Annotated in this window: 24 protein-coding genes; 11 read left to right on the forward strand and 13 right to left on the reverse strand. The window is 72.4% G+C overall.

The window, feature by feature from the left end; all coding sequences use genetic code 11:
* Positions 1-44 precede the first annotated feature (44 nt).
* Positions 45-893, reverse strand: a complete 849-nt coding sequence (modB, locus tag ACZ5DS_RS31750) for a molybdate ABC transporter permease subunit (protein WP_468245344.1) — start codon at positions 891-893, stop codon at positions 45-47.
* Complete coding sequence (modA, locus tag ACZ5DS_RS31755) at positions 890-1,708, reverse strand: molybdate ABC transporter substrate-binding protein (RefSeq protein ID WP_468245346.1); 819 nt, start codon at positions 1,706-1,708, stop codon at positions 890-892. The genes modB and modA overlap by 4 nt, the downstream gene beginning before the upstream one ends.
* A gap of 203 nt (positions 1,709-1,911) precedes the next feature.
* On the opposite strand from modA, the gene ACZ5DS_RS31760 reads away from it, so the two are divergent.
* Positions 1,912-2,400 (forward strand): molybdopterin-dependent oxidoreductase, encoded by a 489-nt coding sequence (locus tag ACZ5DS_RS31760; protein ID WP_468245349.1) that lies wholly within the window; start codon positions 1,912-1,914, stop codon positions 2,398-2,400.
* Here ACZ5DS_RS31760 and ACZ5DS_RS31765 read toward each other — a convergent pair.
* Both ACZ5DS_RS31765 and ACZ5DS_RS31770 read right to left on the reverse strand, forming a co-directional pair.
* Positions 2,315-5,056, reverse strand: a complete 2,742-nt coding sequence (locus ACZ5DS_RS31765; RefSeq protein ID WP_468245352.1) for a molybdopterin-dependent oxidoreductase — start codon at positions 5,054-5,056, stop codon at positions 2,315-2,317. The two genes, ACZ5DS_RS31760 and ACZ5DS_RS31765, sit on opposite strands and share 86 nt — an antisense overlap.
* The gene (locus ACZ5DS_RS31770; protein WP_468245354.1) at positions 5,053-5,877 is read right to left on the reverse strand and encodes an FAD binding domain-containing protein; all 825 of its coding nucleotides are present in this window, start codon (positions 5,875-5,877) and stop codon (positions 5,053-5,055) included. Before ACZ5DS_RS31770 ends, ACZ5DS_RS31765 begins: the two co-directional genes overlap by 4 nt.
* A gap of 210 nt (positions 5,878-6,087) precedes the next feature.
* Between ACZ5DS_RS31770 and ACZ5DS_RS31775 the strand changes: the two genes are divergently transcribed.
* Positions 6,088-7,602, forward strand: coding sequence for a helix-turn-helix domain-containing protein (locus tag ACZ5DS_RS31775; RefSeq protein ID WP_468245356.1), 1,515 nt, complete (start codon positions 6,088-6,090; stop codon positions 7,600-7,602).
* Positions 7,603-7,627: 25 nt separating this feature from the next.
* On the opposite strand, the gene ACZ5DS_RS31780 is transcribed toward ACZ5DS_RS31775, so the two are convergent.
* Entirely contained in the window at positions 7,628-8,023 is a 396-nt protein-coding gene (locus ACZ5DS_RS31780) for a TOBE domain-containing protein (protein ID WP_094214403.1), read from the reverse strand.
* A 125-nt stretch (positions 8,024-8,148) separates the two neighbouring features.
* Between ACZ5DS_RS31780 and ACZ5DS_RS31785 the strand changes: the two genes are divergently transcribed.
* Positions 8,149-8,751 carry a DUF1707 SHOCT-like domain-containing protein gene (locus tag ACZ5DS_RS31785; RefSeq protein WP_468245359.1) on the forward strand — a complete coding sequence of 201 codons (603 nt, stop codon included), beginning with the start codon at positions 8,149-8,151 and terminating at the stop codon, positions 8,749-8,751.
* 67 nt (positions 8,752-8,818) lie between these two features.
* Here ACZ5DS_RS31785 and ACZ5DS_RS31790 read toward each other — a convergent pair whose 3' ends face one another.
* The 3 genes from ACZ5DS_RS31790 to ACZ5DS_RS31800 all read right to left on the reverse strand — a co-directional run bounded on the left by ACZ5DS_RS31790 (position 8,819) and on the right by ACZ5DS_RS31800 (position 12,289).
* Entirely contained in the window at positions 8,819-10,771 is a 1,953-nt protein-coding gene (locus tag ACZ5DS_RS31790) for an APC family permease (protein ID WP_468245361.1), read from the reverse strand.
* A 305-nt stretch (positions 10,772-11,076) separates the two neighbouring features.
* Positions 11,077-11,634, reverse strand: coding sequence for a hypothetical protein (locus ACZ5DS_RS31795; protein ID WP_468245364.1), 558 nt, complete (start codon positions 11,632-11,634; stop codon positions 11,077-11,079).
* A gap of 124 nt (positions 11,635-11,758) precedes the next feature.
* Positions 11,759-12,289: a universal stress protein gene (locus ACZ5DS_RS31800; RefSeq protein ID WP_468245366.1), complete on the reverse strand. Its 531-nt coding sequence runs from the start codon at positions 12,287-12,289 to the stop codon at positions 11,759-11,761.
* A gap of 317 nt (positions 12,290-12,606) precedes the next feature.
* On the opposite strand from ACZ5DS_RS31800, the gene ACZ5DS_RS31805 reads away from it, so the two are divergent.
* Positions 12,607-12,957: an SAV_915 family protein gene (locus ACZ5DS_RS31805; RefSeq protein ID WP_468245369.1), complete on the forward strand. Its 351-nt coding sequence runs from the start codon at positions 12,607-12,609 to the stop codon at positions 12,955-12,957.
* A complete protein-coding gene (lysA, locus tag ACZ5DS_RS31810; RefSeq protein ID WP_468245372.1) occupies positions 12,954-14,294 on the forward strand; it encodes a diaminopimelate decarboxylase in 1,341 nt (446 codons plus the stop codon). The genes ACZ5DS_RS31805 and lysA overlap by 4 nt, the downstream gene beginning before the upstream one ends.
* Before the next feature lie 313 nt (positions 14,295-14,607).
* On the opposite strand, the gene ACZ5DS_RS31815 is transcribed toward lysA, so the two are convergent.
* A complete protein-coding gene (locus ACZ5DS_RS31815; RefSeq protein ID WP_468245842.1) occupies positions 14,608-14,814 on the reverse strand; it encodes a DUF5999 family protein in 207 nt (68 codons plus the stop codon).
* A 365-nt stretch (positions 14,815-15,179) separates the two neighbouring features.
* Positions 15,180-15,764 carry a hypothetical protein gene (locus ACZ5DS_RS31820; protein WP_468245373.1) on the reverse strand — a complete coding sequence of 195 codons (585 nt, stop codon included), beginning with the start codon at positions 15,762-15,764 and terminating at the stop codon, positions 15,180-15,182.
* 564 nt (positions 15,765-16,328) lie between these two features.
* Here ACZ5DS_RS31820 and ACZ5DS_RS31825 point away from each other — a divergent pair.
* A complete protein-coding gene (locus tag ACZ5DS_RS31825) occupies positions 16,329-17,846 on the forward strand; it encodes a glutamate-cysteine ligase family protein (RefSeq protein ID WP_468245375.1) in 1,518 nt (505 codons plus the stop codon).
* 547 nt (positions 17,847-18,393) lie between these two features.
* Positions 18,394-19,194: a CPBP family intramembrane glutamic endopeptidase gene (locus ACZ5DS_RS31830; protein ID WP_468245844.1), complete on the forward strand. Its 801-nt coding sequence runs from the start codon at positions 18,394-18,396 to the stop codon at positions 19,192-19,194.
* Here ACZ5DS_RS31830 and ACZ5DS_RS31835 read toward each other — a convergent pair whose 3' ends face one another.
* Positions 19,195-20,007 carry a PhzF family phenazine biosynthesis protein gene (locus ACZ5DS_RS31835; protein WP_468245378.1) on the reverse strand — a complete coding sequence of 271 codons (813 nt, stop codon included), beginning with the start codon at positions 20,005-20,007 and terminating at the stop codon, positions 19,195-19,197.
* Between the two features lie 244 nt (positions 20,008-20,251).
* Between ACZ5DS_RS31835 and ACZ5DS_RS31840 the strand changes: the two genes are divergently transcribed.
* Positions 20,252-20,905, forward strand: a complete 654-nt coding sequence (locus ACZ5DS_RS31840) for a PadR family transcriptional regulator (RefSeq protein WP_468245380.1) — start codon at positions 20,252-20,254, stop codon at positions 20,903-20,905.
* A gap of 78 nt (positions 20,906-20,983) precedes the next feature.
* Here ACZ5DS_RS31840 and ACZ5DS_RS31845 read toward each other — a convergent pair whose 3' ends face one another.
* Positions 20,984-21,412: a type II toxin-antitoxin system Rv0910 family toxin gene (locus ACZ5DS_RS31845; RefSeq protein WP_468245383.1), complete on the reverse strand. Its 429-nt coding sequence runs from the start codon at positions 21,410-21,412 to the stop codon at positions 20,984-20,986.
* A 283-nt stretch (positions 21,413-21,695) separates the two neighbouring features.
* Between ACZ5DS_RS31845 and ACZ5DS_RS31850 the strand changes: the two genes are divergently transcribed.
* The 3 genes from ACZ5DS_RS31850 to ACZ5DS_RS31860 all read left to right on the forward strand — a co-directional run bounded on the left by ACZ5DS_RS31850 (position 21,696) and on the right by ACZ5DS_RS31860 (position 24,625).
* Entirely contained in the window at positions 21,696-22,271 is a 576-nt protein-coding gene (locus tag ACZ5DS_RS31850) for a hypothetical protein (protein ID WP_468245384.1), read from the forward strand.
* Positions 22,272-22,351: 80 nt separating this feature from the next.
* Entirely contained in the window at positions 22,352-23,350 is a 999-nt protein-coding gene (locus ACZ5DS_RS31855) for an EamA family transporter (protein ID WP_468245386.1), read from the forward strand.
* Positions 23,351-23,686: 336 nt separating this feature from the next.
* Complete coding sequence (locus ACZ5DS_RS31860; RefSeq protein WP_468245389.1) at positions 23,687-24,625, forward strand: DMT family transporter; 939 nt, start codon at positions 23,687-23,689, stop codon at positions 24,623-24,625.
* Between the two features lie 15 nt (positions 24,626-24,640).
* On the opposite strand, the gene ACZ5DS_RS31865 is transcribed toward ACZ5DS_RS31860, so the two are convergent.
* Complete coding sequence (locus ACZ5DS_RS31865; RefSeq protein WP_468245390.1) at positions 24,641-25,324, reverse strand: pyridoxamine 5'-phosphate oxidase family protein; 684 nt, start codon at positions 25,322-25,324, stop codon at positions 24,641-24,643.
* Positions 25,325-25,334: the final 10 nt, after the last annotated feature.

Raw genomic sequence — 25,334 nt, forward strand, 5'->3', positions numbered from 1 at the left:
TCGTCGGCACTCGCACAGCGTCGTCTTCCATCCTCGCGTCACCCTCAGGTCCCCGTCAGCCATCGGTCCCGCAGCCCCGCCAGCACCGCGATCGACACGGCCAGCAGGACCAGGCTGAGGGCGATGGCGGCCTCGGGGTCGTTCTGCAGGGCGAGGTAGACCGCGAGGGGCATGGTCTGGGTGCGGCCGGGGAAGTTGCCCGCGAAGGTGATCGTCGCGCCGAACTCGCCGAGTGCGCGGGCCCAGGCCAGGACCGAGCCCGCGGCGACGCCGGGCGCGATCAGCGGCAGGGTGACCCGGCGGAACGCGGTGAAGCGGGACGCCCCCAGCGTCGTGGCCGCCTCCTCGAAGCGCGGGTCGGCGGCGCGCAGGGTGCCCTCGACGCTGATGACCAGGAACGGCATGGCGACGAACGCCTCCGCGATGACGACCCCGGTGGTGGTGAACGGGAGGGTGATCCCGAACCAGGAGTCGAGCCACTTGCCGACCACTCCGTTGCGGCCGAGGGCGAGCAGCAGGGCCACACCGCCGACCACCGGCGGGAGGACGAGGGGCAGGGTCACCAGGGCCCGTACGAGACCGCGGCCGGGGAAGTCCGTGCGCGCCAGCAGCCAGGCCAGCGGCACCCCCAGGACGAGGCTGACGGCGGTCGCGGCCGTGGCGGTGACCAGGGACAGCTGGAGCGCCTGCCACACCTCGGTGCTGGTCAGCTGGTCCGGCAGGCTGCGCCAGGGGGCGCGGACGAGCAGCGCGAGCAGTGGCAGCAGCAGGAAGGCCAGGGCCAGCACACCGGGCAGCAGCAGCGGCAGTGGCACTCCCGCCCGGACGCGGCGGCGCCGCGGCCCACCCGTGCGGGGGTCGGCCGCGGCGCCGGGCTTGTCGAGCGAGGTCACGGCTTGAGGAACCCGGCCTCGGTCAGCACCTTCTGGCCCTCGGCGGACTCGACCAGGGCGATGAAGGCCTTGGCGGCCTCGGCGTTCTGGGCGTTCTTGAGCAGGGCGATCGGGTAGGCGTTGATGGCCTTGGACGACTCGGGGAACTCCACGCCCTCCACCTTGCCACCCGCCGCCTTCACATCGGTCTTGTAGACCACTGCGGCATCGGCCTCCTTCAGCACCACCTTGTTCAGGGCGGACTTGACGTCCTCCTCGTAGGAGGCCGGGGTGAGCTTCAGCTTGCCGGCGTCCAGGGCCTTCTGGGCGGCGGCGCCGCACGGCACGGTCTTGTCGCACAGGACGACCTTCAGGCCGGACTTGGTGAGGTCCTTCAGGGAGGACACCTTGTCGGGGTTGCCCGGCAGGGTGGCGATCTCCAGCTGGTTGCGGACGAAGGGGGCCGGGGTGCCGACCGCGTCGTTCTTGTCCGTGACGATCTTCATGGTCTTGGGGCTGGCGGCGGCGAAGACGTCCGCCGGGGCACCGCCGGTGATGCTCGCGGCGAGGGTGTCGCTGCCGCCGAAGTTGAAGCTGACCTTGGTGCCGGGGTGCGCGCTCTCGAACTCCTCGCCCAGGGTCGTGAAGCTCTCCTTGAGGGAGGCGGCGGCGAACACGGTGACCGTGCCGGACAGCTTCGGGGAGGCGGAGCCGGACTTGTCCGACTTCGCGGTCGAGGAGTCGTCGGAGGAGGAGCAGGCGCTGAGGGCCATCAGGGCGGCGGCTCCCGCACCGGCCAGCTGCAGCATCCGGGTCCGGCGCACGGAACGGGTCATCACGGTCTACTCCTCGGGTTCTGTGGAACAACTGTCGCGCCCTGGCACGACCGGGCATCGGCCGTGCGGCGATGATACTGCCGCATCTGCCAGGCGTAAGTCTTCTGTCGTATCGCATGAGCTGCGAACTTGTGACTTGGAGCTTGCATGTGCGTTTGTACGGCGCTCAGCCAGGGGTACGGTTCTGCGGGAGGTGGTCGCAGGTGACGCCCACGGAACTCGCCCTGACCGGCGATCTCGTACGACCGGCCCGGCTGACCGTGCCGGAGCTGCTCCGCTGGCCGCAGCACCGGGCCGACGTCAGCTTCGAGTGCGCCACCAGCGGCATCCAGCACCACCGCTTCACCGGCCCGCGCCTGTACGACGTGCTCGCCGACGCGGGACCCGGCTTCGACCCGGCCCGGCGCAAGGACCGGCTGCGCTTCCTCATCGCCGTCACCGGCACCGACGGCCATCACGCCCTGCTGTCCTGGGCCGAGATCGACCCCGACTTCGCCCACGCACCCGTGCTGCTCGCCGTCACGATCGACGGCACCCCGCTGGACGCGGTCGGCCCCCAGCTGGTGCTGCCGCAGGACCGCTGCGGGGCCCGGCACATCAGCGGGATCACGGCGATCCGGGTGGACGGGGGCTACGGCTTCGACGGTCCAGCGCCCGCCACACCCGGTCACGCGTCAGCGGCAGCTCCGTGAACCGCTCGCCGGTCGCGTCCCGTACGGCGTTGGCCAGGGCGGGGGCCACCGGGTTGAAGGGGCTCTCGCTCATCGACTTGGCGCCCAGCGGCCCGATCGCGTCGGCCGTCTCCATGAAGTGCACCTCGGTGCGCGGCACATCGGCGTACTGGGGGAGCCGGTAGCGGCGGAAGGCGGCCGTGTCCACCGCGCCCCGCTCGTCCAGCCGTACCTGCTCGAAGAGCGTGGCGCCGAGCGCCTGCGCGACCCCGCCCTCGACCTGGCCCCTGCACTGCATCGGGTTCATCACCTTGCCCGCGTCGGCCGCGTGCACACTGCGCAGGATGCGGATCTCCCCGGTGCCGGGGTCGACCGCCACCCGGAACCAGTGCGCGTTGAACGCGACCGAGCGCGGGGTGCCGCCGAAGTGTCCGTCGGCGGCGAGGTCCAGGCCGACCGCGCGGGCGGCGGCGTACACCTCCTTCAGCAGGAGCCGCCCGCCGGGGTGCAGCACCGCCTCCTCCACGAGCCGGCAGTGCCCGCGGGCCGTGCCGAGACGGGCGGCGGCGAAGTCCAGCAGCTGGTCGGCGAGGGCACGGGAGGCGCGCAGGGTGGCCTTGCCCGCGACGACGGTGCCGGTGGAGGCGAAGGCGCCGGTGTCGTGCCGTACGACGTCCGTGTCGGACTGGCGGACGGTGATCCGGTCGACGGTGGTGGCGAGTTCGCCGGCCGCGATCTGTCGGTGCACGGTCGTCGTGCCGTTGCCGAACTCGGCGGTGCCGACGGCCAGGTCGAAGGTGCCGTCGGGCAGCAGGGTGGCCTTGGCGTCGGCGATGTGGCCGCCGGGCGGGCCGGTCGCGATCATCGCCAGGGCCGCGCCCTCGCCGACCAGCCAGCCCTCCGGGACGGGCTCGGCGAGGGGCTCGGCCTGGGCCCGGCGCACGATCGACAGGCACTGGTCGAGGCCGTAGCTCGCGATGTGCAGGTCCTCCTCGTGGCCGCCGGGCGTGAGCATCGGCTCGTCGGGGCCGATGATGTTGCGCGCCTTGAACTCCAGCGGGTCCAGGCCGAGTCGGCGGGCCAGCTCGTCCAGGGCGGACTCCACCGCGAACAGCACCTGGCCGAGGCCGTAGCCGCGGAAGGCGCCCGCCGGGACGGTGTGCGTGTACACCGAGAAGGCGTCCACCTTCTTGTGCGGGGCGCGGTAGACGGCCATGGACTCGCCGACGCTGTGGAACATCACGGCCGGGCCGTGGTTGCCGTACGCACCCGTGTTCGCGACCACCCGCAGCTGGAGCGCGGTGAGGGTGCCGTCGCGACGGGCGCCCGCTTTCACCCGGATCGTGAAGGGGTGGCGGGTGGTCGCACCGTAGAACTGCTCGGCGCGCGTGTACTCCAGCTTCACCGGGCGGCGCAGTTTCAGGACGGCCAGCGCCACGATGTCCTCGACCAGCATCTCCTGCTTGCCGCCGAAACCGCCGCCCACCCGGCCCGCGACCACCCGGACCTGCTCCTGGGGCAGGTCGTAGAGGGCGCACAGGGCGCGGCGGGTGAGGAACGGTGTCTGGGAGCTGGTGCGGACGGTGAGCCGGCCGCCGTCGTCGATCCAGGCGAGGGCGCCGTGCGTCTCCAGGCTGGCGTGCTGGACACGCTGGGTGCGGAACGTCTCCTCGTAGACGACGTCCGCCTCGGCGAAACCTGCCGCAACGTCGCCGATCTCGCCGTGCGCCTCGCCGACGACGTTGGTCTGCGGGCGCGCGATCCGGGCGGTCGCCGCGTCCTTGTCGTGGACCACGGGCGCCCCCGGCCGCATGGCCTCTTCGGGGTCGAGGACGGCGGGCAGCACCTCGTACGTCACCTCGATCCGGCGGCAGCCTTCCTCGGCGGCGGCCTCGCTGTCGGCGACGACGGCCGCGACGCGCTGGCCGATGTAGCGGACCCTGTCGTCCAGGACCCGGGTGTCGTCCGGGTCCTCTTCGGGGTGCTCGTGGCGGGCGGTGGAGAAGTGCCGCTCCGGGGCGTCGTGGTGGGTGAAGACGGCCAGGACGCCGGGGACGCGCAGGGCGGCGGAGGTGTCGATCGCGCGGATGCGGGCGTGCGGGTGCGGGGAGCGCAGCAGCTTCATGTGCAGCAGGCCCGGCACGTCGAGGTCGAAGGTGTAGCGGGCGGTGCCGGTGACGACCTGGGGTCCGGCCGGGGCGGGCAGGCTGCGGCCGACGGACTCCCCGGGCGCCGGGCCCTCGGTGTTCTTGACCCCGCGAACCGCGTCCTCGATGGCCCGGTAGCCGGTGCAGCGGCACAGATTGCCCTTGAACGCCCGGGGCAGATCGGTGAGTTGCTCCTCGCTGAGGGCCGCGGTGGTCATCAGGAAGCCGGCCGTGCAGAATCCGCACTGGAAGCCCTGCGCGTCGAGGAACTTCTGCTGGACGGGGTGGAGTTCGCCCTCCGGGGAGGCCAGGCCCTCGACCGTGGTGACGCTGCGGCCGTCGGCGCGGAAAGCCGGGTACAGGCAGCTGTGCACGGGCTCGCCGTCGACGTGGACGGTGCAGGCACCGCAGTCGCCCGCGTCGCAGCCCTTCTTCACGCCGAACCAGCCGCGTTCGCGCAGGTAGGTGCGCAGGCACTGACCGGGACGGGGTTCGTCCCCGAAGGACCGTCCGTTGACCTCGACCTTCATCGCCGCTCCTTGTCGGTCAGCTCCCGGCGGATCTCCTCCGCCAGCCGGAACGTCATGTGCCGCCGCCACTCGGGCAGCCCGTGGATGTCGTCGAACCACTCGCCGTCGGCGACCGCGGCGCCGATCGCCGCCCGCAGCTCCCCGGCCGTCGGCGGCAGCGGGAACCAGATCCGCACCGGGCGGACCGTGGCGGCGGTGACCGTGACGGTGACGGAGTGGTCGACCGGATCGAGCGTCCCGATGACGAGGACACCGGAGCGGCCCAGGCCGTACAGGGACGCCTGACGGAACGCCGTGCGGCAGGCGAGGGCGCGGGCGGGCAGGGTGACCGAGCGCAGGAGTTCGCCCTCGGCGAGGTCCTTGCGCCCCGCTCCGGTGACGAAGTCGGCGACGCGGACCCGGCGCCGTACACCGTCCTGGGCGATCAGCAGGCAATCGCCGTCGAGGGCGGCCGTGAGGGAGATCATCGGGCCGGCGGGCAGGGCGTTGCACAGGTTCCCGCCGACCGTGGCCATGTTCCAGATCTTGAACGAGGCGAGGAAGGCCCGGCAGCACTGCTCGAACAGGGGTGCCGCAGGGGCGAGCAACGTCCGTGCGTGGCCCGAGAGTTGGGCGAACGTGCAGGTGGCGGCGATCTCCAGGGAGCCGTCCGGGTGCCGTTGCACCGGCGTCCAGCCCGTCCGGCTCAGGTCCACCAGGCGCCGCAGGTGCGGCTGGGGTTCGGAGAACAGATACGTGCCACCGCCGAGCCAGGCGTCGCCCGGCCGCCAGGGCGCGGGCCGCCGGGCGTCACGGATGTCGGCCACCGTGTTCAAGTCCATGGCCGGAAGTGAACCAATCCGTCCCGCGCCGAACGACTGGTGTACGGCACGGAAACTCCGACGTCTCCGGCGCCGGTACTGGAGGATCAACCAGGAAGCATTCCCCTCCTCGGGGCTTGCATTTACGATGCTTGTTCTCAGATTTACCTAGTGAATGCGAGAGGGCGGGTGTTCTGTCCAGCACCCGGCGGCCGTACGAGGAGCCAGCACATGCACGTCGAACACCTCCTGGGGGACGCCTCCCTCGGCCTGCACCTGCTGTGGGCGGAGGGCGCTCTGCTGAGGCGTGAAATCAGCGGTGTGACCGTCACGGACCTGGAGGACCCGGCCCGGTTCGTGCGGCCGGGCGAGGTCGTGCTCAGCGGGCTGGTGTGGTGGTCGCCCGACGGCGGTCCGGACCGGGCGGACCGGTTCGTGTCGGCACTGAAGGGTGCGGGGGCCGCGGCGCTGCTCGCCGGGGAGGAGACGCACGGAACCGTGCCGGACGACCTGGTCGAGGCGTGCGTGCGGCACGGGGTACCGGTGCTGGGGGTGCCGGCGCACATCATGTTCCGCTCGATCACCGACACCGTGTACCTGCGCCAGTGGGGCGAGTTGAGCCGTCGGCATGCGCTGCGTCATCCCGCGCTGCCGGAGAACGCTCGGGTACGGCTGAGCCGGCTCCTCGCCCAGGAGGCAGGGCCGGACGGCATCCTCGAAGCCGCCTTCGCACACCTCGACGCCGTCACGGCGTATGTGTTCACGCCCTCGGGACGGACGGTCGCCGGCACGGCGGGGGCTCCGGGCGTCGCGGCGCGGGAGGCCGTCGCGCTCATGGCCGACGGCACCGGGGTGACGGTGTCCGCCGAGGCCGACGGTGCCTCCCCCTACGAGCGCTGGCTGCTGTACCTGCCGGATCCCGACGGCGCGCCGCCGCGCATGCTGCACGAGATCGCGGCGGCCCTGAGCCACTGCCAGGAGGCCGCCGCCCGGCGCCGGGCGGCCGAGCGCCGGGCGGCGGACCACCTGGGCACACTGCTCGCCGCGCCGGGCCCGGAGGCCGGGGCGGTGGAGGCCGCGCTACGGCGGTGCGGGGTGCCGGTGGCCGGGCCGTACCGGGTGGTCGTCGCCGAAGCGGGCGCGGGGCAGCCGGGAGCTGCGGAGGCGGCCCTGACGGAGGTGGCCGGCCTGGTCATGGCGGGGGCCTCGGCGGTGGGGCAGCTGCCGGACGGGTGCGCCTTCGCGGTGCTGTCCGGTGATGTCGACGGCGTCCTGGGCGAGGTCTGGCCGCTGGTCGCCGACTGCGCGCCCGAGGTCGCCCTGCACGGTGGTACGGGGGCGCCCGCGGCCGGTCCCGAGGGGCTGAGCGGGGCGCTGGTGCAGGCCCGGTACGCCCTCACTTCCGCCCGGACCACCGCGCCGGACGGCTCCCGTCTGACCGACGCCAGCGCCCTCACGGGCCTCGACGCCCTGCTCACCGGGGTGCCGGGCGACGTCCGCGCCGCCTACAGCCGTACGGTCCTCGGCCCGCTGCTGGAGGCCGACCGTGCCGCCACCGCCGTACTGCTGACCACCCTGGAGACGTTCCTCGCCTGCGACGGATCGTGGGCGCGTACGGCTCAGGCGCTGCATCTGCACGTCAACACCGTGCACTACCGGATCCAGCGCATCGAGCACTTCACCGGGCGGGACCTGTCCCGGCTGAGCGACCGGCTCGATCTGTGGGCGGCGCTGCTGTGCCGGTGAGAGGGCCGGGGTCGAGGGGGCCGGTTCAGACGCGGTCGATGTGCACGTTCGTGGACTTCACGCGCGCGGTGGCCTCCATGCCGACCTCCAGGCCCAGCTCCTCCACGGCCTCCCGGGTGAGCAGGGAGACCAGCCGGTGCGGGCCCGCCTGGATCTCCACCTGGGCAGCCACGTCGCCGAGCTTGATGGCCGTGACGATGCCCGGGAACGCGTTGCGGACCGAGGTGTAGGAGGCGTCCTCCTCGCCGCCGCCCGCCTTGGCCAGCTCGACCGAGAACGCGGCGAGGTCCTTGCCGTCGATGAGCCGCCGCCCGGCCTCGTCGCGATGGGTGGCCACCCGGCCCGCGTCGGCCCAGCGGCGGGCGGTGTCGGGGCTCACGCCGAGCAGCCGTGCCGCCTGGCCGATCGTGTAGGACTGCATGCCGGTCACGATAGGGCCACGACCAGGGAACCGTGGATACGGGGTTGGCCGTTGGGTATAACGCGATATAGCGTTAGTGCGTGATGGCGGGTCCCCTGCAGGGGCGTCTGAATCGGGGTGAAGGTATGTCGGCCGAGCTGCTGCGTACGGAGGAGCCGTCCGGGCTGCGGGCCTCGCACGCGGACCGGGACCGTGTGGTGGACATGGTGACGGCCGCCGCGGCGGACGGCCGGCTCACCGCCGAGGAACACGAGGAGCGGGTGGCGGCCGCCCTGTCCGCGCGCACCCTCGGCGAACTCGCGGTACTGACGACCGACCTGCCGGACGGCTCCCGGTCCGGGGCGGCACCGGTCAAGGACGTCGTCCGCATCGAGCAGCAGGGCTCGTCGACCACGCGCGGCGGCGGCTGGTCGGTGCCGCGCCGGATGGAGATCCGCTCGGCGTGGGGCGAGGTGACCCTCGACCTCACCCAGGCGGTGATCACCCACGACACCCTCCACATCGATCTGGACCTGCACTGCGGCACGCTGCGCCTGATCACCCGGCCCGGCGTGGTCGTGGACACCGACTCCCTGGTGATCGACTACGGCCAGACCAAGATGCGGCCCGCCGGGGCGCCCGGGACGCCGGTCGTGCTGCGCGTGGAGATACACGGGCAGCTGAGCTGGGGCCGGCTGGAGGCGCGGCCGCGGCGGCGGCTGTTCGGCAGGAGGGCGGCGACGGCCTGAGACGCGCGCCACTCTCCTGCCGAGGGCCGGGGACGAGGGCCGGGCGCCGAGGGTGCTGCGGTCCTTCTCAGCCGGTGTGGACGCGGGGGCGCCGGACGCGGTCCGGTTCCGCCTCGCGCAGGACCTCTCGGGTGACCGGGGCGACCTCGCCCTGCCCGAAGAGGAAGAAGCGCAGGAAGTTGGCGAACGGGTTGCCCTCGGTCCACTCGAAGTAGATGTGCGGGGTGCAGCCCGTCATGTCCCGGACGTGCAGGAGGAGCGCGGCAAGGGCGTTGGGGATGGAGGAGGACTCCAGGGTCAGGACGCGGTAGCGGTTGTGCAGGACCTCGCCGCGGACGACCAGGCCGGCCTCGAACTCGGAGGGGTCCGTGACCGTGACCTCGACGAAGACGAAGTCCTCCTGCTCCGGCATCTCGTTGTCGGCCCGGATCTGCTCGATCTTGTCGCGGTACTCGGCCTTGTCGCGCCGGTCGGGCTCGTTGGCGATGAACCGGATCTTGCGGCTGGCCATGTCCCGGACGAATCGTTCCGCCATCGGGTCCATCGCCACATGCGTCACGCGCAGCTCGAAGGCGCGGGCCAGCCGGGACAGCAGCGAGACCAGGATGATGCCGACGATGAAACAGGCACCGATCTTCACACCGTCGGGCCGCTCGATGACGTTCACGACGGTCGTGTACAGGAACACCACGGAGATGATCGCGAACGTGATGGTCCAGCCGCGCTGGGCCGCCTTGCGGGCGGCGATGGTCACCGCGATCGCGGCGGAGCTGATCAGCACCAGCACACCGGTGGCGTAGGCGCCGCCCTGGGCGTCGACGTCGGCGTCGAAGATCCAGGTGACCAGGAAGGCGACCAGCGTGAAGACGATGACCATCGGGCGGACGGCGCGCGCCCAGTGCGGGGCCATGCCGTAGCGGGGCAGATACCGCGGCATCAGGTTGAGCAGGCCGGCCATGGCCGAGGCGCCGGCGAACCACAGGATGGCGATGGTCGAGACGTCGTAGACGGTGCCGAAGGCTCCGCCCAGGTACTCGTGCGCGAGGAAGGCGAGGGCGCGCCCGTTGGCCTGGCCGCCGGACTTGAACTCGTCCGCCGGGATCAGCAGCGTGGTGATGAAGCTGGTGGCGATCAGGAAGGCGCTCATGATCAGGGCGGCCGTGGTCAGCAGCTTCTTGGTGTCCCGGATCCGGCCGGTCGGACGCTCCTCGGTGTCGCCCTCGTCGCCCTCGACGTGCGGCATGACGGCGACGCCGGTCTCGAAGCCGGACAGGCCGAGGGCGAGCTTCGGGAAGACGATCAGGGCCACGCCGATCATGACGAAGACATTGCCGTGTTCCGTGGTCAGGGCGCTGCTCCAGTCCGTGATCACGTGCCCGGCGGTGACGACGTGGTACATGCCGACGATCACGACGACGACGTTGAGCGCGAGGTAGATGCCGACCAGGGCGACGGCGACGCCGATGGCCTCCAGGAAGCCCTTGAGGAACACCGCGCCCAGCAGGGCCACCAGGAACAAGGTGATCAGCATCTGGTGGTTGTGGAGCACGCTGGTGAGGTGCGGGTTCTCCACGAGGTGGGTGGAGGCGTCGGCGGCCGACAGGGTGATGGTGATCAGGAAGTCGGTGGCCGCGAAGCCCAGCAGGGTGAGAACGAACAGCTTGCCCTGCCAGAAGGAGAGCAGCCGCTCCAGCATCGCGATGGAGCCCTCGCCGTGCGGGCTCTCCTCGGCCACCCGGCGGTAGACCGGCAGGGCGCCGGCCAGCGTGACTATGACGAGCACGATGGTCGCCACGGGCGAGAGCAGACCGGCCGCGAGGGCCGCGATGCCCGGCTGGTATCCGAGGGTGGAGAAGTAGTCGACACCCGTCAGGCACATCACCCGCCACCAGCGCTGGCCTTTGTGCGCGGCCTCCGGCTCGGCGTGGGGACCGGGGTGGCCGCCGCCCTTGCCCATGTCGGACAGCCCCTCCAGCATCCAGGCGCGCAGGCGACTGGGGGGGTGCTCGGTCGTGACCATCGGCGTGCTCCTGGTGTGCGGCTCAGCTGTTTCCGGCCATCACGCGGACGGCGGCACCAGCGTATGCAGAGGGTGACGCCTGGGCCCATGGATCCGGGGCACCGCGGCGTCAATCTTGCGTTAAGAAAGACCCGACGGTGTGAGGTGACGCAGCAAGAGACCGAGGCCTGAGGGCCGACGGGGCGTGCTGGGCTGTATGGGGGAGGGACGGTCGTCAACGGAAGACCGGACACCGAGCGTCATCTCGTACGGCACCTCCATGCTGCCCCGCCCGAACGGGAATCGCAGCCGCAACGAGGGCCCTGCTACCCCAGGCCCGATGTCCTGAACACAGCCTGGGCCGTCTCGCGGTCGATGCGTTCGGCCAGGTGGTGCAGGGCCGTTGTCCCGCAGAGGAGGGTGCCGGACTTCTGTGCGGCGTTGGCGGACTCGGCGAGGTGGTACCAGAGGTCGGGGTTGCGGAGCAGCACGTCGGGGTCGATCTCGACCCGGCTGCCGAAGGCGTCGCGCAGGACCAGACGCTGAGCGACGCCGCCCAGCGGGCGCACCGCGACCAGCCGATCGGTGCGGACCCGGCGGGTGCGCAGCAGGCGGCGTGAGGCCAGCCAGCCCTCGCCGGCCGAGACGCGGGCGGGACAGAGCACCAGGAAGAGGAGCAGGGCCAGTGACACCCACAGCGCCGAGCGCCACCAGCTGAGCGTGCCGGCGGACAGATCGACGAACAGGAGCATGCCGAGCAGCACGGCCGCGAAGCGGACCGAGCTGAAGACGTCCGAGGCGTACTGACGGTCGTACGCGACGGAACCGGTGCCGTGCGGGTGCGGTGCCGTCACCTCGGGGCTGGTGGCGTCGCGATGCTCCATGGGTTCGACGGTAGACAGCGGTGAGCCTGGTGGGACCAGGCCGTGCCGTTCATTGACGAGACCCTGACGGCACCGTGGCGCGTCTTGACGCGCTCGCAGCGCCGGGCCGACCGGCGGCCGTTCCTCACAGACCCCTGGTGTCCATGCGCAGGTGCCATGTGTTGCGGCGGTGGACCGCCACCAGGTCGGACTCCAGCGGCGACGGCGGCACCGCGAGCACCGGGCAGCTCGCGTGCGCGAGACAGTACCGGGTGACCCGGCCCGAGAAGGCGCGCTGCAGGCCGCGCCGGCCGGCCCCCACGACCAGGACGTCGTCCTCGCGGTCGGCGGTCGCCACCAGCGCCCTGCCCGTCGTGCCGCGGACGACGACGGGGTGCATCGGGACCCCCGGCCCCTCCTCGCCGAAGATCTCGTCGAGCACGGCGGCCAGCCGCTGCTTGGCCAGCCGCTGCCATTCCTCGACCAGCAGGCCGGCGGCCGGGGAGCGGCGTGCGGCCGGATCGCCGCCTGGCGGCTCCCAGGCCAGCACCGGCCACAGCTCCGCTCCCAGGCTCCGGGCCAGCGCCGTGGCCCGCCGCAGGGCCGTGACGCTGCCCAGAGAGCCGCTCACGCCGACCACCACCCGGGCGGCCGCCGAGGCGTCGTAACCGGACATGACTCCACCGTTTCTCGCGCATGCCCGCGGGCGACCCCCGCGGGTGGGCCCGCGTACAGGGCTTCCCTCCCATCCCACTCCCGCGCGGGCGATTCGACCAGCCGACGGGACCATTTCCTGCCATGTTCCTGACGCCCCCGACGGCCGATGCCTCCGCCCTCGTCAGCATCCCGTCAGCGTCGTGCCGTTCCCCGTCAGCAACGCGTTATGAGAGGTCGGATCACCGGCGGGGTCGGGCATAGCGTCGAGGCAGCCCCGGTCCGCCTCCCCGCGTCCGGGGCACTCGAGACCACCGAGCTGTACCCAGGAGGCCACCCATGCCCGAACTCGTCTGCGGTGACGACCCGGAGCCTTCCGAACGCACCCCGGCCGGACCCTTGTTCGTCCCCGTCCGGCCGGGACCCGCCGGGTGTGCGGCCCGTCTGTTCCGCACCCCGCTCGGCGACCGCACGGCCGTCGCCTTCACCTCCGCCCGCCGGCTGGCGGGCACCCTCGGCCCCGACCAGGCGTGGATCCGGCTCGCCGAGCCCGCGCTGCGCGCGCTGACCGCCCCGCTCGGCGTCACGACGGTCACCGTCGACCCCACGCTCTCGGCCCCGGCGCCCGCAGCCGCTGTTCGGACAGTCCCGCTCCCGGCTTTCCGGGTCACGGAAGGGAGCACCCGATGACCACCCTGCACGAAGCCGCCGTCACCACGGCACCCACCGCCCCCGCCGACCTCTCCGTCTGGCCCGCCTCCGCCACCGAACCCCGCCCCGGCGACCTGGCCGTCGGCGGCGTCCCGCTCGCCGAGGTCGCGGACCGGTTCGGCACCCCCGTCTACGTCCTCGACGAGGGCGAGGTGCGCGCACGCTGCCGTACCTACCGGCAGGCCTTCCCCGACGCCGAAGTCCTCTACGCGGCCAAGGCGTTCCTGTGCCGGGCCATGGTCCGCTGGACGGACGAGGAGGGCCTGGGCCTGGACGTCTGCTCGGCCGGCGAGCTGGAGCTGGCGGTCACCGCCGGATTCCCGCCCGAGCGGATCGTGCTGCACGGCAACGCCAAGTCGCCGCGCGACCTGGAGACGGCGCTGCGCCTGGGCGTGGGCCGGATCGTGATCGACAGCCCCGCGGAGATCGCCCGGCTGGCCGCCGCCCTCGGGCCCGACGGACGGCAGCAGGTGCTGGTCCGGGTCGTCCCCGGAGTCGCCGCGGGCGGGCACGAGAAGATCCGCACCGGCACCGAGGACCAGCAGTTCGGCCTCTCCGTCTCCGACGGTCACGCCCAGCATGCCATCGCCCGCATCCTCGACCAGCCGCAGCTCCACCTCATGGGCCTGCACTGCCACCTGGGGTCGCAGATCACCAGCGTGAAGCCCTACCTCACCGCCGTGCGCCGCATGGTCGGACTGCTGGCCCGGCTGCGCGACCAGCACGGCCTCCTGTTGCCCGAGCTCGACCTCGGTGGCGGCCACGGCATCGCCTACCGCCCCGGCGAACCGGCCCTCGACCCGGCCGTCCTGGCCCGCAGGGTCCGTGCTGAACTCGCCGCGGCCTGTGCGGCGGCCGGCCTGCCGGTGCCCCGCCTGATCATCGAACCCGGCCGTGCGATCGCCGGTCCCGCGGGCATCGCCGTCTACCACGTCCTCGCCGTCAAACACACCGGCGAGCACACCTTCGTGGCGGTCGACGGCGGTATGAGCGACAACCCGCGGCCCTCCCTGTACGGCGTCCGCTACGCGCCCCGCCTGATCGGCCGGCCGGCCACCGCGCCCCTGACCCCGGTGACCGTCGTGGGCCGGCACTGCGAGGCCGGTGACGTCCTCGCCGAGGCCGCACTCCCCGCCGACGTACGCCCCGGCGATCTGCTCGCCGTCCCCGCGGCCGGTGCCTACCAGCTCGCCATGGCCTCCGCCTACAACCTGGTCGGCCGCCCGCCCGTGGTCGCCGTGCACGCGGGCCAGGCCCGCCTGCTGGTCCGCCGCGAGTCACTGGCCGACCTGCGCAGCAGGGACGTGGGCGTCTAAGACATCCCGCAGTCCGACGCACCCCGTCGCTTCCCACGTCTGACGCACTGTCCACCGTCCGATGCTCCCGCCGGGCCCCGGACTCCCGGGCGGGCCGGCCTTCCCTCCCTCGCCGGCCGACCCGCCCGGGCCTTTCTCATGTGCCCCGCCAACCTCCGCCGATCCGAGACGACTTCGCCTCGGAGGCACTGCGACAGCGCCCGGCTACGGGTAGTAGCCGTCCTCGGACACACGTCGGGGCCGGTGCGCACGATGTGTGTGCGGCCGGCCCCTTGGGGTCACCGGGCGGTGCGGCGGACCGCCCGGAGTACTGCTAGGCGGCGGTCACCACCCGGTCCGCACCGAGCGGGCGGTGCGGGGCGATGACGCGGCCGTCGGGCAGCAGCTCACCGGTGTCCTCGAAGAGCAGGACGCCGTTGCACAGCAGGCTCCACCCCTGCTCCGGGTGGTGCGCCACAAGACGGGCGGACTCCCGGTCGGCGGACTCTGCTGTGGGGCACGGTGGCTGGTGCTGGCACATGGGTGGGATCTCTCGATCTGTCGTGGTCATGTCCGTCCCCCGTGGTGATGGTCGGTCGGAACCCAGTGTTGCCCTCTGGGCGCCATTCCGCAGGGATTTCGCGGCACCGCTTATCACAGGTTCATGACGCGTCACCCGCGCGGACGGTTCATTCCAACTGCACTGTCCCTTTGGGTGGTTCTGGGTGGCCGGATAGGGCTAGTCCGGACGGAAGAGATTCTTTCCCGGCTCGTAGGAGCGGCTAATTGCTCGTACGAGCGCATTCTATTCCCTCTGGCCTCCGTCGCCTCGGATGAGTATCCGTATCCCGGAAAAAAACAGCTGTACCCCGCTTCCCTTCCGGGCGGCGGGGCACGCGGGCGTCGTCAGGCGGGCGAGCCGAGCAGCGGGACTCGGGTCGCCCGGTGGGTCAGCACCGGAAGCAACTCGGAGACCTGGTGGGCCCGGTGGGCGAAGATGCCGGGCGGCGCCGGGGACAGCGGTATCAGCAGGTCGGTGGCGGCCGGATGGCCCTCGGCGGCGTCGGCGGCGACCTCGCCGTGCAGCCACAGGGTGAGCATGTACAGGCCGGGCACCGACAACAGGCGCGGCTGGTACGGCTGCTGCAGCGCCTCGGCCTGCTGCACGGCCCGCTCGGTGGAGACGATGTAGGGGCCCTCGAAGAAGTGCGAGAAGGCCCAGCCGTCCGGGGTCAGCATGGTGTCGGCCGCGGCCACCGCGCGGTCGCCGCAGCGGATCAGGAAGCGCCAGCCGGCCAGCCGGGTCGCGGACAGGCCCTGCGCGGTGATCCGGTCCAGCACGTGCACGGGCAGGGGCAGTTCGGGTGTCGCGGGTCCCTGCGCGGCGCGCAGGGAGGGGGTTCGGGCCTCACGGACCGCGGTCGGGGAACCGAGGGCCGTGAGGACGGAGCGCAGGGCGGGCGCGGGGGCAGGGGGCACGTGCAGCGGCATGGTGGGTCGCCTCTCGTTCGACAGGCGCGGCGGCGCGAGGGAGGTGGGGCGGACGGCGCTGTCTGCTCACAGGGTGGCCTGAGAGGTGGGGGCCCGGATCGGTGAACGAGGGTGCGGCTGAGGCCTGCCGCCCGTCACCTCGACGGCAGGAAATCGACGGGAACCGGGACCACGGCCCCAACCTTAGGCCTTCTTCGCGAAGTTTATACGACGCGTGTTCAGACGAACTTTCGTCTATCGCATTCCGGTTGGCCGGGCCAGATGTCATTCGGCCGATGATTCGCGCATATCATCCCGATTTCCCGTCGGGGCTGTGCTGCTGACCTCGGAATACGCTGTCACTGCGGTCGGCCGAATGTCGTCGGCGTTTTTCACGAGACGATCTGGGCACCCGAAGGTGCGTGATGCGGCATGCCCCGTGAATGTGCCGCAGGGAACATTCCGAAAGAGTAGCGGGTGCCGGGCCCGCAGGGGACGTTATCGATCGCTTCGGCTGGGCATCATCCTGACCCGGGACCCCGGCGGCCGGATCTTCGGCCCGCCCATCCGAGGAGGGACGCTTCGATGGGGGAGAAGGTCGTGGCAGGGCGAGTCGATCCGTCCGATCGCCAGCGCTACCGCGAAAAGCTCCAAAAGTGTCTGGCGGGACTGGAGCGACTGCTGGTCGAGAAGAGGTTCGATCGCCCGAAGAACCTCATGGGGGTGGAGATCGAGCTGAATCTCGCCGGCCCCGACGGCATGCCGAAAATGTTGAACGGGCAGGTACTGGAGCGCATCGCGAGCCGAGATTTCCAAACAGAACTCGCCATGTTCAATCTGGAGGTGAACATAGCCCCACACCGCTTGGGCGGCCGGGTATTCGACCGGCTCGCCGAGGAGCTGCGCACCTCCCTGGCCTATGCCGACCGGAAGGCCGGCGAGGTGGACGCCGGAATCGTGATGATAGGCATTCTGCCCACGCTCAACCGGGACGACCTGGTCTCCGCCAACCTCTCCGCGGTGGACCGCTACACCCTGCTCAACGACCAGATCGTCGCCGCCCGGGGCGAGGACTTCCTCCTCGACATCGCGGGCGTGGAGCATCTGACCTGCACCTCGAAGTCCATCGTCCCCGAGGCCGCCTGCACCTCCGTACAGCTGCACCTTCAGGTCACCCCGGCCCGCTTCGCCGACGTGTGGAACGCGGCGCAGGTGGCGTGCGCCGCGCAGATCGCCGTCGGCGCCAACTCGCCCTTCCTGTTCGGGCACGAGCTGTGGCGCGAGTCCCGGCCGCCGCTGTTCCTGCAGGCCACCGACACCCGCCCGCCCGAGCTCCAGGCCCAGGGGGTGCGGCCGCGCACCTGGTTCGGCGAGCGCTGGATCTCCTCCGCGTACGACCTGTTCGAGGAGAACCTGCGCTTCTTCCCGCCGCTGCTGCCCTTCTGCGACGAGGAGGACCCGCTGGAGGTCCTCGATGCCGGCGGCATACCCAGGCTGCCCGAACTCGTCCTGCACAACGGCACGGTGTACCGCTGGAACCGGCCCGTGTACGACGTCGCGGACGGCGTCCCGCACCTCAGGGTGGAGAACCGGGTGCTGCCGGCCGGACCGACCATCACCGACGTGATCGCCAACGCGGCCTTCTACTACGGCCTGGTGCGCGCCCTTGCCGAGGAGTCGCGCCCGGTGTGGACCCGGCTGCCGTTCGCCGCGGCCGAGGCCAACTTCGACGCGGCGTGCCGGGACGGCATCGACGCGCGCTTCGTCTGGCCGCGGCGGGGACGCTACGGCGGCGCCGGCGAGGTCGACGCGGTCACCCTGATCCGGGACGAGCTGCTGCCGCTGGCCTCGGCGGGCCTGGACGCGTGGGGCGTGGAGCCCGCCGACCGGGATCTCTACCTGGGCGCCATCGAGGAGCGGTGCCGGCGCCGGGTCAACGGGGCGTCCTGGCAGGCGGCCACCTTCCACCGGGCCCTGGAACAGGGCCTCGGCCGCGAGGCGGCCCTCGCCGCGACGACGCGCCGCTACGCCGAGCTGATGCACGTGGGCGAGCCGGTCCACACCTGGCCGGTGGGGCTGCCTGAGGCGGTGCCGTTGGGGTGAGAGGCGCGGGTCCACGTCTGGGCTGGTGGGTCTGCCCGGGGTGGTGGCGTTGGGGTGAGAGGCGCGGGTCCACACCGGCCGGTGGGCTGCCCGAGCCGGTGCCGTCGGGGTGAGGGCCGCGGGTCCGCATCTGGCTGGTGGGTCTGCCCGGGGCGGTGCCGTTGGGGTGAGAGGCGCGGGTCCACGTCTGGGCTGGTGGGTCTGCCCGGGGTGGTGGCGTTGGGGTGAGAGCCGCGGGTCGACACCGGCCGGTGGGCTGCCCGAGCCGGTGCTGTTGGGGTGAGAAGCGTCGGTCCGCATCTGGCCGGTGGGTCTGCCCGGGGCGGTGCCGTCGGGGTGAGGGCCGCGGGTCCGCATCTGACTGGTGGGCTGCCTGAGCCGGTGCCGTCGGGGTGAGAGGCGCAGGCCCGCATCGGCCCGTGGGTCTGCCCGACCTGGTGCCGCTGGGCTGAAAACCGCCGGTCCATGCTGCAAGCCCCGCCCGGGCAAGCGCTCCGAAGGGCGATCCGGCATGCTGTGACCTCCGATGACCGGACCGAGAGCAGGAGTGCACGTGGAGGCGGAGCCGGTGGCCGAGTCGTACCCCCGGGAGCGGTTCTCGCGGCGGATCCTGCGGGACGAGACGCTGCTCGTCCTGGGGCTCTCGCTCGGCGCGAGCGGGGTGTCCGCGCTGATCAGCTTCGTCGGGTCGGTCACCAAACCGGGCGGGCTCAAGGACCAGGCGGCCACCCTCAACGCCTCGGCCGCGCCCGGCCGCCCCTGGCTCGACCTCGCCTGGCAGCTCTTCGGCATCGCCAGCGCGCTGGTCCCCGTGGCCCTGGTCGCCCACCTGCTGCTGCGCGAGGGCGAGAGCCTGCGGACGCTGGGCTTCGACCGCACCCGCCGCTGGCCCGACCTCGGCCGGGGCGCGGGGATCGCGGCCGTGATCGGCAGCACCGGAATCGCCTTCTACCTGGCCGCCCGCGGCCTCGGCTTCAACCTCACGGTGGTGCCCGAGGCGTTGCCCGACGTGTGGTGGAAGTACCCCGTGCTCGTGCTGTCCGCGCTGCAGAACGCGATCCTCGAAGAGGTCATCGTCGTCGGCTATCTGCTGCGCAGGCTGGGGCAGTTGGGCTGGACCCCGGGGACCGCACTGGTGGCCAGTGCGGTCCTGCGCGGCTCGTACCACCTCTACCAGGGCATCGGCGGTTTCCTCGGCAACATGGTCATGGGCGTGGTCTTCGTCTGGCTGTACCGCCGTTGGGGCCGGGTCGGCCCCCTGGTCGTCGCACACTCCCTGCTCGACATCGGCGCGTTCGTCGGCTACGCCCTGCTCGCCGGCAAGGTGGGCTGGCTGCCGACGGCCTGATCAGCCGAGCAACTCGCCCTCGATGACCGTGACCGCGTGGCCGGTGAGCAGCGTGCGGTCGCCGCGCAGCCCGGTGCGGACCAGTCCGCTGCGGCGGGAGGCCTGCAGACCGGTGAGGTCGTCCCGGCCCAGGCGCGCGGACCAGTGCGGGGCGAGTGCGGTGTGGGCGCTGCCCGTGACCGGGTCCTCGTCGATGCCGACGTTCGGGAAGAAGCAGCGGGAGACGTAGTCGTAGCCGCGGGACGGGTCCTCGGCGCGGGCGGTGGCGATGACGCCGCGCGCGGAGTGCACTCCGAGGGCCTTGAGGTCGGGGCTGAGCCCGCGGACCGTCCGCTCGTCGGCCAGCTCCACCAGCAGGTCGCCGACCTGGGGCCCGGTGTCGTAGGCGACCACCGGTTCGGCGCCCAGCGCCTTGCCGACACCGGCCGGGATCTCGACCGGGGTGAGCGGGGCGGTCGGGAAGTCCAGGGTGATCGAGCCGTCCGCACCAGGCGTGGCGGTGAGCACCCCGCTGCGGGTGGCGAACCGTACCGGTCCCTCGTGGGCACCGGTGCTGTGCAGGACATGGGCGGTGGCGAGGGTGGCGTGCCCGCACATCGCGACCTCGGTGACGGGCGTGAACCAGCGCAGCGCCCAGTCCGCCTCACCGCCCTCGGGCAGCCGGTACGCGAAGGCCGTCTCGGCGTGGTTGACCTCGAGGGCCACGTTCTGGAGCCGGTCGTCGTCCGGGAAGCCGTCGTCCAGGAGCAGGACTCCGGCCGGGTTGCCGGCGAAGGGTCGGTCGGTGAAGGCGTCGACGATTCGGATGCGCATGGCGCAGACGCTAGAGGGCACGGGAATCCGGTGACCAAGGCCAATTCGCGAACCCTGGACCGATTTTGCGACGGCGGCGGGCCGTGCCCCTCGGGCCGGTTCGCCGCCACGGGCGGCTGACCAGCGTGCTTGCCTCGTCCCGGGAAGGGGCTTGCCACGCTATCGGTACCGATATATCGTTGAGGCATCGCGTAACGAACGCGAGCGACACGCGACTGATCAACGACGGAATGGAGTGATCGCGATGCGTACCCACGGATTCGAGCGTGGACATCGTCAGGACGGCCCGGGCCGGCACGGCCGGGGCGGGTCCCATGAATTCGGTGGATTCGGTGGATTCGAAGGGCGCCGGGCCGCCTTCGGGCCCTTCGGCCCGGGTGGTCCCGGTTGGGGGCCCGGCGGGCCCGGTTTCGGACCGGGGCCCTGGGGGCCGCGGGGACGCGGCGGCCCGAGGGGCAGGGCGCGGCGCGGTGATGTGCGCGCCTCGATCCTGGCGCTGCTCAAGGACCGGCCCATGCACGGCTACGAGATGATCCAGGAGATCGCCGAGCGCAGCGGCGGCGCGTGGAAGCCCAGCCCCGGCTCGGTCTACCCCACCCTGCAGCTGCTGGAGGACGAGGGCCTGATCGCCAGCGAGAGCGAGGGCGGCAAGAAGCTGTTCGCGCTGACCGACAGCGGCCGCAGCGCCGCCGACGAGGGTCCGGACGCCCCCTGGGAGGAGGCCTCGCGCGGGGTCGACTGGGAGGCCCTCGGTGAGATCCGGCAGGCCGGCGTCGGCCTGATGCAGGCCTTCGGCCAGGTCTGGAACACGGGCACCAAGGAGCAGCGTGAGAAGGCGCTGACCGTCATCAACGACGCCCGCAAGAAGCTGTACCTCATTCTCGCCGACGAGGACTGAGGCCGGGGGCTACGGCGGCCGAGGCGCCCTGCGGAGACTCCGCGGGGCGCCTTCCCGTGTGCGTGTCGGGATCCGGGCTCAGGTCACCAGTCCGCCCAGCTTGCGCAGCGACTCGTTCAGGGCGGCCGTCGCCGAGTCCTTGAGCTTGCCCGCCATCAGGGACACCGCAGCCCCGGTGAACTCGCCGTCGATGCGGACCGTCGTGGCGTCGCCGTCGGGGGTGAGCGTGTAGCGGGTGGCCACGGTCACCGCCATCGGACCCTTGCCGCGGATGGCGAACACCCGCGCCGGTTCCAGCTCCTCGATGGTCCAGTCGACCTCCGCCGGGAAGCCCATCAGCTTCATGTTCTCCTGGAACGTCCCGCCCACCGCCAGGGTCTCGGGGCCGCCCTTGGGGAAGCTGGTGTGGGTCGCGTTCCACTCGCCGTACGCCGACCAGTCGGTGAGCTGGGTCCACACCTTCTCGGCCGGTGCCTGGATGCGTGCCTCCGCGCTGACTTCGGCCATGCGACCACCCCTTCGTGTCGGGCTACGGTGTCGCGGAACGTAGCCTCAGGGCCTCGAACATTCAATACTGATGAACCGTCAGGAATTGTGGCCGACGCGTGCAGGGGTGCGCAGTGGTGGCGTGAGGGGCGCAGGGCAAGGCGGCGCGCGCCTGTGGCGCGGGAACGGCCTGATCTCCTCCGTAAGGATGAGATCCCGGTCGGCGATGTCCACTCTCTGTGGGACGTGGAAATGGTTCCCCTCGCCGATGACCCGGCCGGTTGAGGCTGATGGGGTAGAGGATGTGCAACACCGTATAGCCCACCGGCCCGGCCAAGACTCGGGCGGCCTGCGCGCGGACGACGACGCCGGGCTCAGCGCCGAGCTGGCGGCGGTGGTCGCCGGCGCCCGCCGGAGGGCCGTGCGGGACGGGGACCGGCAGATCGACACCGCCCATCTGCTCCACTCGCTCCTCGAGTCCGACCCCGAGGCCCGCGCCGCCGTCGGCGACGCCCCGCACCTCGCCCGGCTGCTCGGCTACCTCGTGCAGCGCAGCATCGGCTACGGGCTGCGCTGGCAGGGCAGCGTGGAGGACTCCGGCGCGATCGCCGTCGTGACGGACCCCGCTCTGTACGGCGGTGAAGCCAAGGACGCCGGAGGCTGGTCGCCCGTCGCGGCCGACGCGATGCAGGAGGCCGACCGGCGCGCCCGGCAGCGCGGCGAGTCCCGGGCCCGCGGTACCGATCTGCTCGCCGCGCTCGTCGTGGACCCGCAGTCCCGGGCCGTCGAGGTCCTCGAGCGTGCCGGCATCCGCGCCCACGACCTGCGCGCCCGGGTCGAGAACCCACCTGCTCTGCCGACGCCCCGGGTGACGCCCTGAACTGACGCCCTGAACGTCCACCTCCTGAGACAGGTGCAAAGCGAGGTGACGCCTATGTCATCGCCTGTCATCATGTGCGGATGCACAGGTCTGAGAGCAGTCGGGACAGCCGCGGCAAAGGCGTCGGGCTCGGTCTCGCGCTCGCTTCGGCGCTGGCCTTCGGCGGGTCCGGGGTGGCGGCGAAGCCGCTGATCGAAGCGGGACTCGACCCGCTCCACGTGGTGTGGCTGCGGGTGACGGGCGCCGCCCTGGTGATGCTGCCGCTCGCCGTGCGGCACCGCTCCCTGCTGCGCAGCAGGCCCGCGCTGCTCGCCGGGTTCGGACTGCTCGCCGTCGCCGGTGTGCAGGCCTGCTACTTCGCCTCGCTCTCCCGTATCCCGGTCGGCGTGGCGCTGCTCGTCGAATACCTGGCCCCCGCGCTGGTGCTCGGCTGGGTGCGGTTCGTGCAGCGGCGGCCCGTGTCGCGCGCCGCCGCGCTCGGCGTGGTCCTCGCGGCCGGCGGCCTCGCCTGCGTGGTGGAGGTGTGGTCGGGGCTGAGCTTCGACGCGCTCGGCCTGCTGTTCGCGCTCGGTGCGGCCTGCTGCCAGGTCGGCTACTTCGTCCTGTCCGACCAGGGCAGCGAGACCGGCGACCGGGCACCGGACCCGCTCGGCGTCATCGCCTACGGCCTGCTCGTGGGCGCCGCCGTCCTGACCGTCGTGGCCCGCCCCTGGAGCATGGACTGGTCGGTGCTCACCGGCTCCGCGGACCTGAACGGCACCGCCGTCCCGGCCGTCGCCCTGCTCGGCTGGATCGTCCTGGTGGCCACGGTCGTCGCGTACATCACCGGCGTGCTGTCCGTGCGACGGCTGTCTCCGCAGGTCGCGGGTGTCGTCGCCTGCCTGGAGGCGGTCATCGCGACCGTGCTGGCCTGGGTGCTGCTCGGCGAGCACCTGTCGGCGCCGCAGGTGCTGGGCGGCGTGGTCGTCCTGGTCGGCGCGTTCATCGCCCAGTCCTCGGCGCCCGCCAAGGCCTCCGCCGAGCCGGTGGCCATGGGCGGCGCGGAACGCGAATTGTCCGCACGGGGTACGGCCGCCTAGGTGTATTGACCCGCAGGGTCGTTCACACGGGGGGAGGACGCCCCTAGTGCGATGGGGGTGCCCCCACGCCCTTGGGGCAGTGGGGGAGGGCGGGCCAGACCCCGCGATGCCGGATGCCGGCATGATCCGCCGGACAGGCGCTAAGGTGCTGCTCATGCCGTCGACACTCGTCCTTCCGCCTCCGGCCGCCTGAGGCGGGCCTCCGGGAAGACCCACGCCTGGCGCACGGCGCCGGGCGGGACGGTGCTGCCCGCAGACGAAGTCCGTGCGTGACCCGCTGAGTCGGGCCGCCTTTCGAACTTCCGCACTTCTGTGCGCTTCTGCGGAGAAATCCTCGTGTCGAAGACTTCCTCTGGCCTGCCCGTCGGGCGTGGCCTGCTCTACCTGATCGTCACCGGTGCCGCCTGGGGCACCGCGGGCGCCGCCGCCTCGCTGGTCTACCGGACCGGCGACATGGGCCCCTTCAGCCTCTCCTTCTGGCGCTGCGCCGCCGGACTCGTGCTGCTGCTGGCCGGCCGCCTGCTGCGCTCCCGGGTTCGCCCGGCCGCCCCCGAACCCCTGCGCCGCCGGGCCGGAAAGGCCCTCGCCACCGGTGTCGGGCTCGCCGTGTTCCAGACCGCCTACTTCGCGGCCGTCCAGTCGACCGGGCTCGCCGTGGCCACGGTGGTCACCCTCGGCGCCGGGCCCGTCCTCATCGCGCTCGGCGCCCGGCTCACCCTGGGGGAGCGGCTGGGCGCGGGCGGTGTCCTCGCCGTCGCCGGGGCCCTCGCCGGACTGGTTGTGCTGACCTTGGGCGGCTCGGCCGCCACCGTCCGGCCGCTGGGCGTGTTCTACGCCCTCGTGTCGGCTGCCGGCTACTCCGTGCTGACGCTGCTGACCCGGCGGTGGGGGCGCGATGCCGGCGCCGACGCCTCCGGCACCACCATCGGGGCCTTCGGGATCACGGCCCTGTGCCTGCTGCCCTTCGCCCTGGGCGAGGGGCTGGTCCCGCACACCGACCATCCCGTACGGCTGATGGTGCTCCTCGTGTACATCGCCTCCGTCCCGACGGCCCTCGCCTATGCCCTGTACTTCGCGGGCGCCGCCGTCGTCCGGTCCGCCACCGTGTCCGTGATCATGCTGCTGGAGCCGGTGACCGCGGCTGTTCTCGCCGTCGTCCTGCTCGGCGAGCCCCTCACGGCGGCCACGGTGACCGGCACCCTGCTGATGCTCGGCGCGGTCGCGGGCCTGGCGCTCGGCGAGGCCCGCGGGCGCCGGGAGCCGGTCCCCGCCTGACCCCCGCCCCCTACGTCACCGCGCCGCCAGGTACTCCGGGAGCACGATGCCGGGTGCCAGGTCGGCGTTGGCGACGGGGGTGTCGTAGCCCTTGCGGAGCGGGACGACCCCGGCCCAGTGCGGCAGGGCGAGGTCCTCGGGCTCGTCGTTCGCTCCGCCGGTGCGGATCTTGGCGGAGACCTCGTCGAGGTCGAGACGGATGACCGCGGTGGCGGCCAGCTCCTTCTTGTTCGCGGGCCGGGAGTCGGCGGCCCGGCCCGGTACGACGTGGTTCACCAGCGCGTCCAGGGCCAGCCGCCGCTCCTCGGGGTCGGTGACCTCGTGCGCGATGCCGTGCACCACCACGGAGCGGTAGTTGATGGAGTGGTGGAAGGCGGAGCGGGCCAGCACCAGCCCGTCGACATGGGTGACCGTGAGGCACACCGCAAGGCCCGGGTCCGCCTCGCCGGTCATCCGCAGCGGGCGCGAACCGGTGGACCCGTGGACGTAGAGCCGCTCGCCGACCCGGCCGTACAGCGTCGGCAGCACCACCGGGGCGCCATCACGGACGAAGCCGAGGTGGCAGACGTAGCCCTCGTCGAGTATCGCGTGCACCACGTCCTTGTCGTACGACGCCCGGTCCGCGGAACGCGTGGGCACGGTGCGGTCGGTCGGGGTGTAGGCGACGGGCTGCGGCGAAGTCTCCTGGGTCCCCTGCATGGCGTTCTCC

It is taken from the genome of Streptomyces sp. NPDC031100, assembly GCF_055570785.1.

Coding starts and splice junctions, on each gene's coding strand:
- modA (WP_468245346.1), bottom strand. CDS start 1,708: ATGACCCGTTCCGTGCGCCGGACCCGGATGCTGCAGCTGGCCGGTGCG.
- ACZ5DS_RS31765 (WP_468245352.1), bottom strand. CDS start 5,056: ATGAAGGTCGAGGTCAACGGACGGTCCTTCGGGGACGAACCCCGTCCC.
- ACZ5DS_RS31770 (WP_468245354.1), bottom strand. CDS start 5,877: ATGGACTTGAACACGGTGGCCGACATCCGTGACGCCCGGCGGCCCGCG.
- ACZ5DS_RS31775 (WP_468245356.1), top strand. CDS start 6,088: ATGCACGTCGAACACCTCCTGGGGGACGCCTCCCTCGGCCTGCACCTG.
- ACZ5DS_RS31780 (WP_094214403.1), bottom strand. CDS start 8,023: ATGCAGTCCTACACGATCGGCCAGGCGGCACGGCTGCTCGGCGTGAGC.
- ACZ5DS_RS31785 (WP_468245359.1), top strand. CDS start 8,149: ATGTCGGCCGAGCTGCTGCGTACGGAGGAGCCGTCCGGGCTGCGGGCC.
- ACZ5DS_RS31790 (WP_468245361.1), bottom strand. CDS start 10,771: ATGGTCACGACCGAGCACCCCCCCAGTCGCCTGCGCGCCTGGATGCTG.
- ACZ5DS_RS31795 (WP_468245364.1), bottom strand. CDS start 11,634: ATGGAGCATCGCGACGCCACCAGCCCCGAGGTGACGGCACCGCACCCG.
- ACZ5DS_RS31800 (WP_468245366.1), bottom strand. CDS start 12,289: ATGTCCGGTTACGACGCCTCGGCGGCCGCCCGGGTGGTGGTCGGCGTG.
- ACZ5DS_RS31805 (WP_468245369.1), top strand. CDS start 12,607: ATGCCCGAACTCGTCTGCGGTGACGACCCGGAGCCTTCCGAACGCACC.
- lysA (WP_468245372.1), top strand. CDS start 12,954: ATGACCACCCTGCACGAAGCCGCCGTCACCACGGCACCCACCGCCCCC.
- ACZ5DS_RS31815 (WP_468245842.1), bottom strand. CDS start 14,814: ATGTGCCAGCACCAGCCACCGTGCCCCACAGCAGAGTCCGCCGACCGG.
- ACZ5DS_RS31820 (WP_468245373.1), bottom strand. CDS start 15,764: ATGCCGCTGCACGTGCCCCCTGCCCCCGCGCCCGCCCTGCGCTCCGTC.
- ACZ5DS_RS31825 (WP_468245375.1), top strand. CDS start 16,329: ATGGGGGAGAAGGTCGTGGCAGGGCGAGTCGATCCGTCCGATCGCCAG.
- ACZ5DS_RS31835 (WP_468245378.1), bottom strand. CDS start 20,007: ATGCGCATCCGAATCGTCGACGCCTTCACCGACCGACCCTTCGCCGGC.
- ACZ5DS_RS31840 (WP_468245380.1), top strand. CDS start 20,252: ATGCGTACCCACGGATTCGAGCGTGGACATCGTCAGGACGGCCCGGGC.
- ACZ5DS_RS31845 (WP_468245383.1), bottom strand. CDS start 21,412: ATGGCCGAAGTCAGCGCGGAGGCACGCATCCAGGCACCGGCCGAGAAG.
- ACZ5DS_RS31855 (WP_468245386.1), top strand. CDS start 22,352: ATGCACAGGTCTGAGAGCAGTCGGGACAGCCGCGGCAAAGGCGTCGGG.
- ACZ5DS_RS31865 (WP_468245390.1), bottom strand. CDS start 25,324: ATGCAGGGGACCCAGGAGACTTCGCCGCAGCCCGTCGCCTACACCCCG.